Origin of the sequence: Saccharopolyspora sp. NPDC049357 (assembly GCF_040677225.1) — a bacterium.
Lineage (GTDB): Bacteria > Actinomycetota > Actinomycetes > Mycobacteriales > Pseudonocardiaceae > Saccharopolyspora.
This window is the reverse complement of the sequence record NZ_JBFAQJ010000055.1, coordinates 1-16,064: the sequence shown is the minus strand read 5'-3', so window position 1 is coordinate 16,064 and position 16,064 is coordinate 1. Positions and strand designations below refer to the sequence as shown.

At 69.8% G+C, this 16,064-nt stretch carries 10 protein-coding genes; 4 read left to right on the top strand and 6 right to left on the bottom strand.

Going from position 1 to position 16,064, the window contains the following annotated elements; all coding sequences use genetic code 11:
* The first annotated feature begins 1 nt into the window (after position 1).
* From AB0J91_RS30110 to AB0J91_RS30095, 4 genes are all read left to right on the top strand, one after another.
* Entirely contained in the window at positions 2–1,957 is a 1,956-nt protein-coding gene (locus AB0J91_RS30110; protein ID WP_363875652.1) for a glycosyltransferase, read from the top strand.
* A gap of 22 nt (positions 1,958–1,979) precedes the next feature.
* Entirely contained in the window at positions 1,980–2,552 is a 573-nt protein-coding gene (locus AB0J91_RS30105) for a phosphatase PAP2 family protein (RefSeq protein ID WP_363795805.1), read from the top strand.
* Positions 2,545–3,645, top strand: coding sequence for a decaprenyl-phosphate phosphoribosyltransferase (locus AB0J91_RS30100; RefSeq protein ID WP_363875649.1), 1,101 nt, complete (start codon positions 2,545–2,547; stop codon positions 3,643–3,645). Before AB0J91_RS30105 ends, AB0J91_RS30100 begins: the two co-directional genes overlap by 8 nt.
* A gap of 126 nt (positions 3,646–3,771) precedes the next feature.
* Complete coding sequence (locus AB0J91_RS30095) at positions 3,772–5,364, top strand: alkaline phosphatase D family protein (protein WP_363875646.1); 1,593 nt, start codon at positions 3,772–3,774, stop codon at positions 5,362–5,364.
* A 162-nt stretch (positions 5,365–5,526) separates the two neighbouring features.
* Here the strand turns inward: AB0J91_RS30095 and AB0J91_RS30090 are convergent, their stop codons facing one another.
* The 6 genes from AB0J91_RS30090 to AB0J91_RS30065 all read right to left on the bottom strand — a co-directional run bounded on the left by AB0J91_RS30090 (position 5,527) and on the right by AB0J91_RS30065 (position 15,436).
* Positions 5,527–6,789: an NAD(P)/FAD-dependent oxidoreductase gene (locus AB0J91_RS30090; protein WP_363875643.1), complete on the bottom strand. Its 1,263-nt coding sequence runs from the start codon at positions 6,787–6,789 to the stop codon at positions 5,527–5,529.
* A complete protein-coding gene (locus tag AB0J91_RS30085; protein ID WP_363795813.1) occupies positions 6,786–7,184 on the bottom strand; it encodes a GtrA family protein in 399 nt (132 codons plus the stop codon). The genes AB0J91_RS30090 and AB0J91_RS30085 overlap by 4 nt, the downstream gene beginning before the upstream one ends.
* The gene (locus AB0J91_RS30080) at positions 7,171–8,181 is read right to left on the bottom strand and encodes a glycosyltransferase family 2 protein (protein WP_363875640.1); all 1,011 of its coding nucleotides are present in this window, start codon (positions 8,179–8,181) and stop codon (positions 7,171–7,173) included. The genes AB0J91_RS30085 and AB0J91_RS30080 overlap by 14 nt, the downstream gene beginning before the upstream one ends.
* Positions 8,182–8,183: 2 nt before the next feature.
* Positions 8,184–11,177, bottom strand: a complete 2,994-nt coding sequence (locus tag AB0J91_RS30075) for an arabinosyltransferase domain-containing protein (RefSeq protein ID WP_363875637.1) — start codon at positions 11,175–11,177, stop codon at positions 8,184–8,186.
* Positions 11,178–11,312: 135 nt separating this feature from the next.
* Positions 11,313–14,489 (bottom strand): arabinosyltransferase domain-containing protein, encoded by a 3,177-nt coding sequence (locus AB0J91_RS30070; RefSeq protein WP_363875634.1) that lies wholly within the window; start codon positions 14,487–14,489, stop codon positions 11,313–11,315.
* Positions 14,490–14,611: 122 nt separating this feature from the next.
* Entirely contained in the window at positions 14,612–15,436 is an 825-nt protein-coding gene (locus tag AB0J91_RS30065; protein WP_363875631.1) for a class I SAM-dependent methyltransferase, read from the bottom strand.
* Positions 15,437–16,064: the final 628 nt, after the last annotated feature.

Below are 16,064 nucleotides of genomic sequence, written 5' to 3'. Positions count from 1 at the left end.
CGTGACCGACCGGACCCCCCGAGAGCCCAACGCCGCTGGGGAGAGCAAGCTCAGCGACGTCACTTCGGTGCGCGCCGGGACCTCGGACGTGGCGCCCGAGCAGGTGCTGCAGCGGATCGTGTTCCCGCGCGGCGAGGACCCGCTGGACGTGCGTCCGCTCTACATCGACGAACCCGAGGCGCTGGCCAGCACGGCCACGGTGGTCTCCCGGCGCAACCTGCGCGTGCCCGCGCACAGCAAGATCTCGCTCGCGTCCTACTTCAACGCCTTCCCGGCCAGTTACTGGAAGCGTTGGACCAAGATCGAAGAGATCGTGCTGCGGCTGCAGGTCAAGGGGTCCGGTCGGCTCGACGTCTACCGCTCGAAGTCCAACGGCGACAGCGTTCACCTGCAGGGCTCCAAGGTCTCCAGCGAGGACTGGACGTCGCTGGAGTTCAAGGTGTCGCTGCAGCCGTTCGAGGACGGCGGCTGGATCTGGTTCGACCTGTTCACCAACGACGTCGCGCTGGAGATCAACGACGCCGCGTGGACCACCGACCAGCCGATGCCCAAGCAGCAGGTCGTGGTCGGCACCACCACCATCCGGCCATCGGAGTGCATCGAGGCGCTCAAGACCCTCGGTGAAGACCCGCAGGTCATGGCCGTGGTGGAGCGGGTCATCGTGGCCGATCAGGGCCCGCAGAAGATCCACGAGGTCGAGGGCTTCGACGAGGCCGCCAAGGCCATCGGCGACAAGCTGCACGTCATCGAGCAGGACAACCTCGGTGGGTCCGGCGGTTTCGGCCGGGTCATGTACGAGGGCATCCACAACTCCAACGCCGCCCAGGTGATGGTCATCGACGATGACATCGCCCTGGAGCCGGACGGTGTGCTGCGGGCCAACGCCTTCGCGCGCGCCGCCACCCACCCGGTCATCGTCGGTGGTCAGATGCTCAACCTGCAGGCCCGCTCGCGGCTGCACACCATGGGCGAGGTCGTCGACCTCGGCCAGGGCATCTGGCGCGCGGCGCCGGGCGCGGTCACCGACCACGACTTCGCCAAGAAGCCGCTGCGCAAGACCAAGAAGCTGCACCAGCGCGTCCACTCCACCTACAACGGCTGGTGGATGTGCCTGTTCCCCCGCGAGATCATCGAGCGCACCGGGCTGCCGCTGCCGCTGTTCATCAAGCACGACGACTCGGAGTACTCGCTGCGCGCGGGCGGGCACGGCTACCCGACGGTGACGCTGCCGGGTGCGGCGATCTGGCACATGCCGTGGACCGACAAGAACGACGCCACGGACTGGACCGCCTACTTCCACACCCGCAACCGGCTGATCCTGGCCGCGCTGCACAGCCCAGAAGAGGTCAAGAACAACATCGTCAAGCAGGGCCTCAAGCTCACGCTGCGGCACCTGCTGTCGATGGAGTACTCCACGGTCGCGGTCCAGCAGAAGGCCATCGAGGACTTCCTGAAGGGCCCGTCGGGCCTGTTCGACAGCCTGCGCACGGCGTTGCCCGAGGTGCGCGAGCTGCGCAAGGACTACGACGACGCCAAGACGCTCCCGTCGGCGCGGGAGTTCCCGCCGCCGACCGCGGACCCGATCATGGCCGAGGGCCTGCTCAACCCGCCGGTGAACCCGGCGGTGATCGCGGCGCGCGCGTCCAAGGCGCTGCTGCACAACCTCAAGGAGCCCGCGCACGACGCGTCGGACCGGCCGCAGCTCAACGTTCCGGCCGCCGCCGCCCGCTGGTTCCTGCTGGGCAACCTGGACAGCGCCACGGTGTCCAACGCCGACGGCAGCGGGGTGGCGTTCCGCCGCCGCGACCCGGAGACGTTCCGCCGGCTGGGCTTGGAGTCCTTGGCCAACTACAAGCGGCTCGGCCAGGAGTGGGCGCGGCTGCGCGAGGAGTACCGCGCCGCGCTGCCGGAGCTGACCAGCGCTGAGTCCTGGAAGCAAGTCTTTGATCCCAAATGACGCCGACTTTCCCGGAGACGAAGTGGCAGAGCTGACTACGCTGATCGCCCCCGAGGACGTGACCGACCTCAAGCAGGACGAGCAGGTCACGGCCGAGACCATCGCGCTGCGCAAGGTGCAGGGCGCGTTGGCCAAGCCCGCGGTCGTCAAGACGGCGCACGCGATGTCGCTGTTCGGTGAGCACGCCGCAGGGTGGCTGGCCATCGGCGCGGTCGGTGCGCTGGTCGACCGCAAGCGCCGCGGTGAGTGGGTCACCGCCGCGGCAGGGGTCGCCGCCGCGCACGCGGCGTCGATCGCGGTCAAGCGGGTGGTCCGCCGCCCGCGTCCGAAAGACCCCGAGATCCAGGTGCTGGTCGGTACGCCGAGCCAGCTGAGCTTCCCGTCCTCGCACGCGACGTCCACGACGGCCGCCGCGGTGCTCTACGGCGGGTTGACCGGCAAGAAGCTGACCCCGGCGATCGTGCCGCCCATGATGGTCAGCCGACTTGTCCTGGGGGTTCATTACCCGAGCGATGTGGTCGCCGGTTCGGTGCTCGGCGGTGCCGTTGCACTGGTCACCCGGCGGTTCATGAGACGGCGGAGGAACCGTGCCTGACAACAAGCAAGCTTCGACTGACACGGCCGAGGCCGCCGAGGCAGTCGACACCGCCGAGGCCTCCAACGGTTCGAAGAAGGCCGAGGTCGAGTCCGACGCGGAAGGCACCATCGGCGCCGAGTTCGGCGACGAGGTGCTGGAGCCGGAGGCGAAGAAGACCGACGACGAGAAGGACAAGTCGTCGGACGCCTACCACGCGAAGGTGACCGCCAAGGCGGGCACGCCTGCCGGTCTGGCGACCGGTCTGATCAAGGAGCTTCGCCCGAAGCAGTGGGTGAAGAACGTCCTGGTGCTGGCCGTGCCGTTCGCGGCGGGCGAGATCCTGGACCCGGCCATCCTGCTCGACGCGGTGATCGCGTTCGTGGTGTTCTCGATGGCCGCTTCGGGCATCTACTTCGTCAACGACGCGATCGACGTCGAGGCGGACCGGCAGCACCCGACCAAGCGCAACCGCCCGATCGCGGCCGGCCTGATCCCGGTGCCGATCGCCTACGTGGTGTGCGTGCTGCTGCTGGGCGGCTCGCTGCTGATCTCGGGTCTGACGAGCATGCAGCTGCTGGCGGTGATGGCGCTCTACATCGCGGTGCAGCTGGGCTACTGCTTCGGCCTCAAACACCAGCCGGTGATCGACCTGTGCATCGTGGCCTCCGGGTTCCTGCTGCGCGCCATCGCCGGTGGTGCGGCGGCGAACCTGGTGATCACCCAGTGGTTCTACCTGATCGTGGCGTTCGGCTCGCTGTTCATGGTGGCGGGCAAGCGCTACGCCGAGGTGAAGCTGGCCGCCGAGACCGGCGCGAAGATCCGCAAGTCGCTGAAGGCGTACTCGCCGTCCTACCTGCGGTTCGTGTGGGCGATTGCGGCCGCGATCACGATCATGACCTACTCGCTGTGGGCCTACGACATCCGCGAGTTCGAGATGTCGCGCTGGGGCCTGATCTCCATCGTGCCGATGGTGATCGCGATCCTGCGGTACGCGGTGGACATCGACAAGGGTGTCGCCGGTGAGCCGGAGGAAGTGGTCCTCAAGGACAAGGTCCTGATGGTGCTCGGCGTGATCCTCGCCGGCTGCCTGTTCCTGGCGTTCTACCTGTAAGCAGCGCCTTTCGTCGAAGCCCCCGGTCCGAGTGGCCGGGGGCTTCGACGTTCTGCACGGTTTGTTCATCGTCGATCACCGACGCGTTCACCCGGTCCGGTGAGAGTGGTCGGAGTTCCCGAATCGATGGAGGACCCGACGCTCATGGACAAGTCCGATTCGTTGCTCTCCCGCCGCAGCGTGCTGATCGGCGGTGCCGCCGGTGCCGCGGCGCTGACCGTCGCCGGGGCGCCGTCCGCGCTCTCGTTGCCGGGTGCCGGTGCGGCCCGCCGGGGCGAGGTCTTCAGCCTCGGGGTGGCCTCCGGCGATCCGCTGCCGGACGGTTTCGTGCTGTGGACGCGCCTGGCCGCCGACCCGCTCGCCGAGGACGGCATGGGCGGCATGCCGGCCAAGACGATCCCGGTGGAGTGGGAGGTCGCCGAGGACGAGCTCTTCACGCGCGTGGTGCGCCGGGGTGAGGCTCCGGCCGCTCCCGAGATGGGCCACGGCGTGCACGTCGAGCTGGAGGGCCTGCGGCCGGGCCGCGACTACTTCTACCGGTTCCGCGCGGAGGGCTCGGTCTCGCCCGCGGGGCGCACCCGGACGGCGCCGCTGCCGGGCACGATGGGCGAGCTGTCGATGGCCTTCGCCTCCTGCTCGCAGTACGAGCACGGTTACTTCACCGCTTACCGCCACCTCGGCGACGAGCGTCCGGACCTGATCCTGCACCTGGGCGACTACCAGTACGAGTACCAGGCGGGCGATTACGTGGCGCCGGGCGGCAACCCGCGCGATCACGCTGGCCCGGAGACCGAGACTCTGGCCAACTACCGGCAGCGGCACGCCCAGTACAAGGCCGACCTCGACCTGCAGCACGCGCACGCCGCGGCCCCGTGGGTCGTGGTCTGGGACGACCACGAGCTGGACAACAACTGGGCCGACGAGATCTACGAGCACCCCGACGAGCCGCAGCCGAACTTCCTGGAGCGCCGCAAGGCCGCCTTCCAGGCGTACTACGAGAACATGCCGCTGCGCCGCGCCCAGGTCCCGCAGGGCATCGACCTGCGGCTGTTCCGGCGGGTCGAGTGGGGTTCGCTGGCGACGTTCCACATGCTCGACACCCGCCAGTACCGCGACGACCAGGTCGGCAACGACGAGTTCCCGACCCAGGACCCGGCCCGGCTGGACCCCAAGCGCAGCCTCACCGGCGCCGAGCAGGAGCGCTGGCTGCTGCAGGGCCTGCGTTCGTCGCGTGCGCGCTGGGACGTCCTGGGCCAGCAGGTCATGTTCGCCGAGATCGACTACCTCAACGGCGAGGACCAGGCCTACAACCCCGACGCCTGGGACGGCTACGTCGGTTCCCGGCAGCGGGTCATCGAGGGCTGGAAGCAGGCCGGGACCCGCAACCCGGTGGTGCTGACCGGCGACGTCCACACCCACTGGGCGAACGAGATCCACGACGGTGAGGACGTGGTGGCCACCGAGCTGACGGCCACCTCGATCACCAGCGGCGGCGACGGCTCGGCCGAGCTGAAGGACAAGGAGAAGGCCTACCTGGCCGAGAACCCCCACGTCCGCCTCTACAACAACCAGCGCGGCTACATCTCCACCAAGATCACCGAGACGGAGATGACGGCGACCTACAAGGTCCTGCCCTACGTCTCCAAGCCCGGTGCCCCGGTCGAAGACCTCGCCACCTTCACCATCCAGGACGGCACCCCGGGCCTCAACGAGGCCTGACGCCCGAGTTTCAAATTTCGCGCGAAGTTCGACTCCGGAGTTCGGGGTTCGAATTTCGCGCGAAATTTGAATTCTTCACCCGGCCGCGTGGTTGGCCACCCGGGAGCAACACTCCGTGGTCGGCTTGGAGCGGGCGCCCCCGACTCCGGTGTGGCCCTGTGCTCAGCGGAGGCCGAGGCTCTCGGTGATCTCGTGCGCCATGCCGATGGCGTAGGACTGGCCTCGGTCCTGGGGGTAGATCTGGGACATCGTGGCCAGCGTGACGCCGGGCATGTGGGTCTTGTGCGGCGGGATCAGCGAGCGGTACGTCGGGGTGACGATGGGCTGGGCGAACCCGGCCTTGGAGAAGTGCCACTCCTTGATCCAGGACTCGTCGAACTCCGGGTTGAGCCGCTTGAGCCAGGGGATGTAGTTCCGCAGCAGCTCGGCCGGGTCGGTGGTGAAGCGCCAGTCGTCGCGCGGCACGTAGTTGCCCACGTAGACGACGTGGTTCCCGCCGTACTCCTGCCTGTCGACCATGTTGGTGTGCTCCACGACCGCCAGGAACGGGAACTCCGGGTCGTTGATGTTGAGCCAGTAGTACGGGATGACGCTGCGGTCGACCTCGAGGATGAAGCAGGTCGCGCCCAGGTACTGGTTCCGCCACAGCACGTCGTCGGATTCGATGTCGGCGGCCTTGGCGAACGCCGGCTGCGGGACCGTGACGATGAGGTGGTCGAACTCGTAGCTGCTGCCGTCCGAGGTCCGCACCTGCACCGCCTCCGACGGCTGGGTGATGGACGAGACCGGCTTGCTGAACTCGATCTTCCCGCCGCGTTCGGTCACCGCGTCGGTCAGCGCCCGGTAGACCTGGTCGAAACCGCCGTGCACGTAACCGAGTTCGAACGTGCGGCAGTGGATCCGCGCCCACAGCCACGCCATCGAGATCTCCTCGGCGCGGTCGCCGAACTTGCCCTTCAGCAGCGGTTCCCAGATGGTCGAGGTGACCTTCTTGCCCGCCCAGCGCCGCATCCAGTCCAGCGCGCGGACCCCGTTGAACCGGGAGCCGTTGCGGATCACCTTCAGCGCGGCCGAGGACGCGCCGAACCGGAACCGGTCCAGCATCGAGAACTCGGAGAACTTCAGCATCTCCACCGGTGTGCCGAAGTCGTGCAGCCGGCCCTTGAAGTACACGCCGGTGGTCGGCTTGTGGAACCGCAGCCGGTCGCTGAGCCCGAGGTCCTCGATGAGCTCGATCATCGCCTCGTCGCTGCGGAAGCTGTGGTGGTAGAAGCGCTCCAGCGGGGTGCCGCCGACCTCGATGGAGGCCGCGAGCCCGCCGAGCTCGGCGGAGGCTTCCAGCACCGTCACCTCGTGCCCGGCGCGCACCGCGTCGAAGGCCGCGGTCAGCCCGGTCGCACCGGCGCCGACGATCCCCACTCTCATCCGAAACTCCACCTCTTGTTGATCGTGTACTGGAACAGCAGGACCACCGGCAGGCTGGCGAGCTTGACCAGGTTCGCGTCGATCCCGAGCCACGTGGAGAACACCGCCAGCAGCAGGAACGTCAGCACGATCCCGGCGATGCCCACCGCGTAGAAGCGCAGGAACCGCACCAGGATCCGGTCGGTCTTGCGGAAGTTGAACAGCGAGTTGAGCACGAAGTTGTTGGTGATCCCCGCAGTCGTGCTCAGGGCGTTGGCCAGCTGGTGGTGCATCCCGAAGTGGTTGAACAGCACCAGGAAGAGCAGGTAGTCCAGCAGCACGCCGCTACCGCCGATCACGGCGTAGAGCAGCAGTTCCCGGCTGATCAGCCGGGAACGCGGCTCAAGCTTCGTCATGCCGGATCACATCCCGGACGATGTAGAGGGGGCGTTGTTGCACTTCGCTGTAGATGCGGCCGATGTAGCTGCCGATGACTCCCAGCGACAGCATCTGCAGCCCGCCCAGGAACAGCATCACGACCATCAGCATCGTCCACCCCGAGACGGTGACTTCGGGGAAGAAGAGCCGCAGCGTCACCGAGTAGATGATGCCCAGCAGCGCCAGGGCCAATGCCGCGAACCCCATCCGGGTGATCAGCTTGAGCGGGGCGGTGGAGAACCCGGTGACGCCGTCGGCGGCCAGCCGCAGCATCTTGCGCATCGGGTACTTGGTCTCGCCCGCGACCCGCTCGTCCCGGTCGAAGAGCAGTTCCTGCTGGTTGAACCCCATCGAGGCGACCATGCCCCGGATGAACCGGCTGCGTTCCCGGAACGTCCGCAGCTCCTCGGCGGCGCGCCGGTTGAGCAGCCGGAAATCGCCGGTGTCGACCGGGATGTCGACGTCGGAGCAGCTGCGCAGCAGCCGGTAGTAGGTGTGCGCGGTGGCCCGCTTGAACGGGCTGTCGCGCCGGGACCGCCGCCGCGCCTGCACGACCTCGGCGCCGGCCAGCCACGCGTCGATCATCTCCAGGCTGACCCGAGGCGGGTCCTGCAGGTCGGTGTCCATCACGATCACCGCCTCTCCGGCGGCGTAGTCCAGGCCCGCGGTGATGGCGATCTGGTGGCCGAAGTTGCGCGCGAAGTCGACGACCCGCACGCGGGAATCGTTCTTCGCGATGTCGTGCAGGACGCGCAGCGATCCGTCGGCGGAACCGTCGTTGACGTAGACGAACTCGTAGTCGAACTCGGGTCGCGTGGCGACGGCGTCGGTGAGCTCGGTGTGGAAGTGCTTGATCCCCTCGGCCTCGTTGTAGACCGGCAGCACGTACGAGATCAGTTGCGGTGATTCGGCCTCGGAGTTCCGCGCCTGCTTCGGAACCGGGATTCCGACCTCGTGGCGGATCGTGTCGGACATGGTCACTCCCCTCGCCAACCCCACCGTGGAGCTTCAACGCGTTGGACGTCGAATCGGTTGCCCGGGTAGGGGTATTGCACCTCGATGAGGTGGCCCCACTCGGAGTATTCGGGTGTTTTCTCGTAACCGTTGAGCCTTGTCGGGATCTCTTCTTGAACACCGACGTCCCGAACTCCGGCGAACGCCCCGCCGATTCCGCGTTCGAACGCTGCGGTGCCGCCGAACCCCATCGAGTTCGGCGGGGTGATCAGGTACGCGGGGGCTTGGACGAGACCGCTGCCGACCTGCGGCAGGTCCCGCAGGCACGGCACGTTCCAGGTCATCGACCAGTCCACGTACGTCGGGGCCTTGTCCTGCATGTACTCCGTCAGCGGGATGACCTGCCGGATCCGCGGTCCGCTGACCGCGACCCAACCCGCGGGGTCGGTGGTGCCGTCGCTCGCGGTGATGCGGACCCTGTCGGCGCCGGCCGGGATCTGCGCCGGGGACAGGTGCATGTCCCGCCAGCCGGGGTGGTCCTGCGCCTCGTCCTCGATGACGTGGTCGGTCGGGTAGGCCTCGCGCTCGTCGGAGTCCATCCAGGTGTCGTCGAGCACGACCTCGCGCGTCCCGCCGGGCCCGGAGAACTCCAGAGCGACCCGGTTGCCGTCGCCGCTGCGCCCGGCCACCCCGAAGGCGAGCTCCTGGTCGGGGGCCAGCGCCGGCAGCGGGAACCAGCCGCTGGTCAGCGTGCCGGTGTTGATCTGACCGCCGGTCAGGCTGCCCCACACCGGGACGTCGGCGGGCGGGGTGAAACCCGGTGCGAAGCCGGTGCCCTCGGTGAACCCGGCCATCTCGGCGCCGTCGCCGTCGCCGCCGCGCAGCCCCGCCACGTCCGGGGTGACGACGATCTTGTCGGCGATGCCGCAGCTGCCTCCGCGCGCGGCGGCGATGTTCTGCGCGCCGATCGAGTAGGCGTCGCCCTGCCTGATCGGCGCCGCCACGAAGGAGCCGAGCACGATCGTCACCGCCACCCCCATCGCCGTGACGCACACCAGAGAGGGTGTGCGGATCAACGCCCGCCGCACCCGGTCGTCACCTCTCCTGAACAGCGCGGATGCGGCCATCAGCAGACCGGCGACCAACAACCAGACCAGCGGGTTGTTCAGCGGCCGGACCGGACCTTCTCCCCAGGGCACCCCGTACTGCGAGTGCAGGAACCAGTTGTTCTTGCCGGAGAAGACGAGCGCGGCCGCGCCACCGGCGAGCACGGTTCCCACCAGACCGGCGACGAGCACCACCCGGTCCCGGCTCGCGGTGACCGCGGCGACGCCGACCAGCACGACGCCCGCGGTCACAGTAGCCGCTCCGACGCCGGCGAGCGCGCCGAAGTAGTGCGTCCACTTCGACGGCGTGAGGGTCATCAAGGCCATGCTGAGCAGCAGCGATGCCGCCGGGACGTGCGCCAGGCGCAGGCCGTCGGCACGACCGGCCCTCCGGTGGCGCAGCAGCACCACGACGCTGAACGCCGCGACGACGAGGGTGAGCAGGACGGCGGCGCGGCGCGCGACGTCGCCCTGCAGGTCGAAGCCGAGCAGGTACTGCCAGCGCATGACCTCCTGGAACCACGACACGTTCGGTCCGTAGTAGCTGTGCAGGTCGGTGGCCTTCGCGGCGCCGAACAGCGACTGGTCGGCGAACATCGCCACCACGCCGACCGAGGCGATCCCGGCCAGCAGCGCAGCCAGCCCCACCCCGGCCATCCGCCACAGGCGCGGCGCGAGCACCAGGAACGGGGCGATCGCGGTGATGCCCATCGGGTTGACCGCGATCGACAGCCCGGCCGCCAGCGCCGCCACGCCCAGCCACACCCGCCGCTCGGTGCGGGCGGCCTGCAGCACCGCCGCCAGCACGGCGGTCAGCCCCAGCGCCTCGAACGCCTCCGGTCGCACGCCCATCCCGAACGGCAGCCACCAGGACAGGAAGGCCACCGCGGCCAGGACCCGGACCAGCGGCCGGTGGTGCTGTCCGGGAACGGCCGCGCCGAGCACGCCCCGGCTGAGCACCAGCCAGGTGAGCACGGCGGCGAGGATGCTGGGTATGCGCATGGCCAGCGGGTTCTGGTTCCACTCGGCGACGTGCATCAGCAGCTGCTGGACCAGCGTGAACGGTGATTCGGAGGCGTTCTCCCAGCGGTAGTAGTTGCCGATGTCGCCGGTGCGCAGCCCGTTCTGCACGGTCACCGAGGCGAACGAGTCGTCCGGGCTGTTCGGGCCCAGCAGCCACCAGCCCGCGAGCACGGCCAGCAGCCCCAGGTCGATCACGTAGCCGGACAACCGGTGCGCCAACCGTGGGACCGGGCGTTCGACCGCTCCGCGGCGTCGGCGGTCCAGCGTCGCCAGGATCGCGAAACCGGCCGCCACCAGCAGCAGCTGGGCGGCGATGAGCAGCAGCTTGCCCTGTGTGGGGGACGTTTCGAACCAGTTGGCGGTGACCACCTGGACCTCGGTGCCGGTCGCCTCGGCGGGGGAGAGCTGGGTGGTGAACGCGACGATGTCGCGGATCCCGGAGGGCACCGAGGCGGTCTGGTCGCCGATGCGGGCGGTGGCTCCGGTCGGGCCACCGTCGATGGCGACGTCGCAGCCTTCCCCGATCGGCGCGCGCAACGCCTCCCGCCCCGCCACCAGGGCGATCACGTGGTCCTGGGCGGTGGTGACGGCGAAGCCCTCGGTGGGCTGACCGGGCGGGCGGGAGGACACCAGCGTCGTTGGCTCACGGTCCTGACCTGCGCGGACGACCTCGCACGGGACCCGCACGTGCACCTCGTCCGGGTGGTAGGGCACGACGAAGGCGAGCGTGCTCTCCGCCGGCTGCCCGGCCATCGGCCAGGTGACCGTGACCCGGTCGCCGACGACCGGCGCGAACGGCACGGCGACCGCGGCCAGCACCGCCAGGACGCCGACGACCAGGCCGAGGGCGTTCGCGAGACGGCGGCGCGGCGTGGGCGCGGCGGGCATCGGAGGAGAGGCGTCCGCGGTTCGCTCGATCCCGTCCAGCAACGTTCCCCCAGCTCAGCGGTGTTCAGCGGGTCAGCCGCAAATCGGTCCCGGGAAAGTCAGTTTCGGGCATCCGGCGGTGACTCGCACAAACGATCACTCCTGTTCGAAGGGGTAGGTCCCGTCGCCGTCGGCTCCGCGGACGCGTTCCCGCTGGCGAGTCGTGGTGTAGGAATCGCGTTCGCGTTCGTAGCGGACCACGAGCAGGTGACCCCAGTCGTAGCCCGGCGTTCCGCGCAACCGGGTGGGCAGCTCCATGCGCTGCGAGAGCATCGGCACCCCGGCGAACACGCCGCCGAGGTTCGGGTCGTAGGCCATCGAGCCCTCGCCCTCCGGGGGCGTGATCAGCATCCGGGGGCTCGCCGCGACACCGCGGCCGACCTGCGGGTAGTCGGTCCGGCAGGGGAACACGAAGCTCATCGGCCAGTCGATCAGCAGCGGCCCCTGCGCGTCCAGGGCCTGCCGCAGCCCGACGACGTCGCGCACCACCGGGCCGCCGAGGCTCAACCAGCCCTGCCGGTCGGTGCTGCGGTCGGTGGCCAGCACCCGGACCCGGTCCGCGCCCGCCGGGACGTCACCGGGTTCGACGGTCATCGAGCGCCACGCGGTGAAGTCCCGCCAGTCGTCGTCGCGGCCGTGCCGCGGGTCCTTGAACGGCAGGTCCACCGGCGGCGGATCGCGGAGCACCTCGCGTCCCAGCGGACGGTTCCCGGCGGCGAACTCCAAGGTCAGCGAGTTGCCCTGCTCGGGACGGCCGGACACCCACATCGACAGGACCTGCTGCGCGTTCACCTGCGGCAGGCCGAACCACGGGGTGATCAGCGTGCCGGTGTCCTGCGCACCGCCGTCCCGGCTGGTCCAGGCGAAATCGCTGGCCCGGCGCGCGGTGGGCTCGTCGGCGCGCGGATCGTCGGGATCGTCGGGCTCGGGGAGCCGCAGCGGCTCGCCGGGGTTCTCCAGGCGCAGGTCCGGCTCCTGCGGCAGACCTCCGCCGGTGGTGAACCCGTCCAGCTCGCCGGTGTCGTCGGGGTCGATCTGGGTGAGGGGCTCGGCGATGGGCATCGCCTGCACCTCGTCCTCCAGCCCGCAGCTGGACGCCTCGTGGCTGAGCCGGTTCATCCGGGCCACCGAGAAGCGGTCGCCCATCGTCTCCGGCACCGACAGGAACGAGCCCAGCAGCACCAGCGCCATCGCCAGCGCCGACCCGGTGAGCACCGAGACCGGAGCGACCGTCCACATCAGACCGCCGAGGGCGCGGGACCGCAGCCGCATCCGGATCAGCAGCCCGACGAGCGTCAGCAGCCCGGCGACGAGCCCGAGGAGCATCCACAGCACGGGGCTGTCCAGCGGCAGGTCCGGCCGGACCGGGGTGTCCGCCCACGGCATCGCCAGGTTCGACTGCCACGGCCAGGCGTTCGGGCCCATGAACGCCAGACCCGCCGCCACCGACGCCGCCACGGTGCCGAAAACGCCCAGCAGGCGGGCTTCCCGGTGCCCGTCGGCCAGCGCGCCGACCCGCACCAGCAGCACCACGGTCACCGCCACCAGCGCCGGACCGACACCGATCAGCGCACCGAAGTGGTGCGTCCACTTCGACGGCGTCAGCCACAGCGCGGCCAGCACCGCGGCCACCGAGCCCAGCAGCACCGGCAGATCGGGCACGGCCGTGGTGCGGTGCAGTCGGCGCATCGCGCACGCTGCGGCGATCAGCACGGCCGTGATCACCAGGAACACGACGAGCCGCTTGCCGGCGACGCCCCACATGCTGGTGCCGAGCAGCTTCGCGTAGCGGTCGATCTCCTGGTACCAGCCCAGGCTCGGCCCGAACTCGTCGTGCACCTCGGTCGCGTGGAGCACCCCGTTCCAGGACGAGTCGGCGAACATCGCCACCAGACCGACCGAGCCCAGGCACGCCAGCAGCACGACGCGGACCGGTACCACCGCCCAGCGCGGCAGCGCTCCGGGACGCATCAACAGCGACCAGATGCGCGGCGCGAACACCAGCACCATCAGCACCGCGCTGACCCCGGTCGGCGTGATCGCCAGCGTCAACCCGCACACCAGCGCGGCCACGCCCAGCCAGCCGAACGGCGCGCTGCTGCGCGAGGCCCGCAGCAACGACGCGACCAGGATCGACGTGCCCAGCGCCAGGAACGGCTCCGGGCGGATCCCCAGACCGTAGGGCAGCCAGCAGGCGAGGAAGAACACCGCTGTCACCAGGTGCAGCGGGAACCGCCTGCGGCCCCGGCAGATCGGGGCGACGATGCCGCGGCTGACCACCAGCCAGGTCAGCAGACCGGCTGCGGCGCTGGGCATCCGCAGCCAGAACGGCTCCAGGCCGTCGGCCGACCACCAGCGCATGAAGTGCTGCACCAGCGTGAACGGCGCCTCGGAGGCGTTGAACCAGCGGTAGTAGTTGCCGACGTCGCCGGTCTCGGCGTAGTTGCGGACGGTCATCATCGCGAAGCCGTCGTCGTCGGTGAGCGGCCCGACGAAGAGCCACCCCCAGATCACCGCGGCGACTCCTGCGTCCACCGGCCACAGCAGCGGGTTCGGGCGGAACCCGCGCAGCGCGGGCGGGGTGTGCGCGAACAGCAGCAGCAGCGAGCACAGTCCGAGCAGCAGCGCCGCCTCGATCAGGCTCCGCTTGGTCTCGGTGGGGGAGGTGTCGGCCCACGAGTAGGTGCGCGCGCTGACCGAAAGCCCGTGCAGCTGGTCGGGTTCCAACGAGGTCGCGAAGGTGAACACCTCGGGCGCGGGCACACCGGGAAGCGTGACCGGCGCACGTCCGGCGGGTTCGACGACCGAGCCCGCGCCATCACCGCGCACCGTCAGACCGCAGGACCCTACGGGAAGTTCCACCTCGCGCTCACCCAGCAGCAGCCGGGGACGTCCGTCCTGGGTGGACAGCACGAGCCCGTCGCGGTCGCTGCCCGCCGGAAGGGTGCTGAGCACCGTCGTCGAGCCGTTGCCCCCCAGCGCGGCGCGCATGGTCGCGCAGGGCACGGTCGCGCGGAACTCGGCGGGCCGGTAGGGCGTGATGAACGCCGTCGTCGTGGGGTTCTCGTCCGTCGCCGCCGGCCAGTGCACCTCGGTGCGGTCGAGCAGCACCGGCGCCAGCGGAAGCGCGATCGCGCAGCACAGTCCCGCGACTCCCAGGCACAGCGCGATCACGTGCGCCAGCCACTTGCCCCGGTGCGAACGCCGAGGGACGTCGTCGACCCGCGCTTCAGCGGGCGCTTCGACCGGTGCCGTGCTCGTCAGGTACTTCACCCTGCTCGTTCTCCCGGGGTGGTCGGGGCGATGCCGGTGAGGGAACCGCGTTGAGTTTCATGCAGTTTCACGACATCCACCGCGCTCCGGGTTGTCCGACACGCCGAACCTCCAGGGAAGAGTCAGTGGGACCTGCGTGCGACGGCCATGAGATGGGGGCTGGCCCCGAGCAGCTCGGGCGCCGACTCGACCTGGCGGATCGCCCGCAGCGTCGCGTCCCGGTACTCCGGTTCGCTCAGCCGGCGGGTGTCGGCGGCCCAGGCCGCCACGCTCTCCACCGCCACCAGCTCGATCGCCCGGAAACCCGCGTCTGCGACCTCGTCGCGCAGGTCGGCGGGCCGGTGGAAGTAGGTGAGGGTGAACCAGTGCGGGAACTCGTCGGGCCTGGTGTTGCGGTGCAGGCCGTCGCGCAGCGCGCCCTGGACGAGCTCCTGGAAGTCCGGGTTGACGATGTCGCCCATCGCCACGCCGTCGAAGGTCGACGCGTAGCGCGACACCGCCGCCGCGAGCAGCACGCCTCCCGGCTTGAGCACCCGCTGCGCTTCGCGCAGCGCGCGCAACCGGTCGGCGCGTTCCAGCAGGTGGTAGAGGGGACCGAGCAGCAGCACCGCGTCGGCGGTGCCGTCGGCGAAGGGGAGGTCCCGCGCGTCGCCGACGGTGCAGCCGGCCAGCGGCGCGGCGGGCTGGGCGGCGGACGCCTCGGCCGCGGCCGTCACGTGCGGAGCCCAGGCGTCGACCAGGTGCACCGCGTAGCCGTCGCGGGCCAGCGGAAGGGCGTAGGCTCCTTCGGCACCGCCGATGTCGTAGACGATGCCCGGCGCAGGCGGCAGGTGTCGACCCAGCAGTTCGGCGGTGCGCAGCGCCTCCAAGTAACCCCAGGTGCTGAGGCGATCCCGCTCCGGACCGAGCCGGTAGTACTCGGCGATGGCCGTCTCGAAGTCGTCCACGAATGATCAGGTTACTGGGGGCGTCCAGTCGTTCACACGCAGTCCTGAGAAGTTCTTCCTTGATAGGCCGAACGGGCGAAAAGTGCCTTTGCGCTTTCGATTCCGCGTGGGTGGAGAAACCTCGGAACCGCCCCGGGCGTCCAATGGAAGTCCGCTCGCGGACGTTCCGTGGGTCCCCCGGTTAGTGAGGGCAGGCGGAGGACCCACGGACGCGGATGCCTGGTGAACCCCACTTCTCCGGCCATCCGCGCTTCCCGATGCGCGCCGCGCGTCTGGAAGCTCGGCGGGCGTCGCGACGCCCGCACAGTTACAGATCGCTGCGAGAGGGCGAAACGTTGCCCGTTCGCGGCAAAATTGTCCCGATCGAGAATTCCGTTCCAGTGGTCTGGACAAACCGGGCGGCCGAGATCGAATTCTGGACCTCTCCGGGATCCGCGGTCAACCCGGGAAATGCGAAAGGGGCCGCCGGGATTCACCCGACGACCCCGTTCGGCCGAAGCGCTCGATCTCAGGGCCGGGGGGGCGGGGGGGGGCCCCCCCGCGGCCCCCCCCCCCCACAGGGGAAGCCACCGCATGAAAACAGACAAAAGGATTACCAAACGGTGGTGGGGGGGGTGGGTGTTTTGGA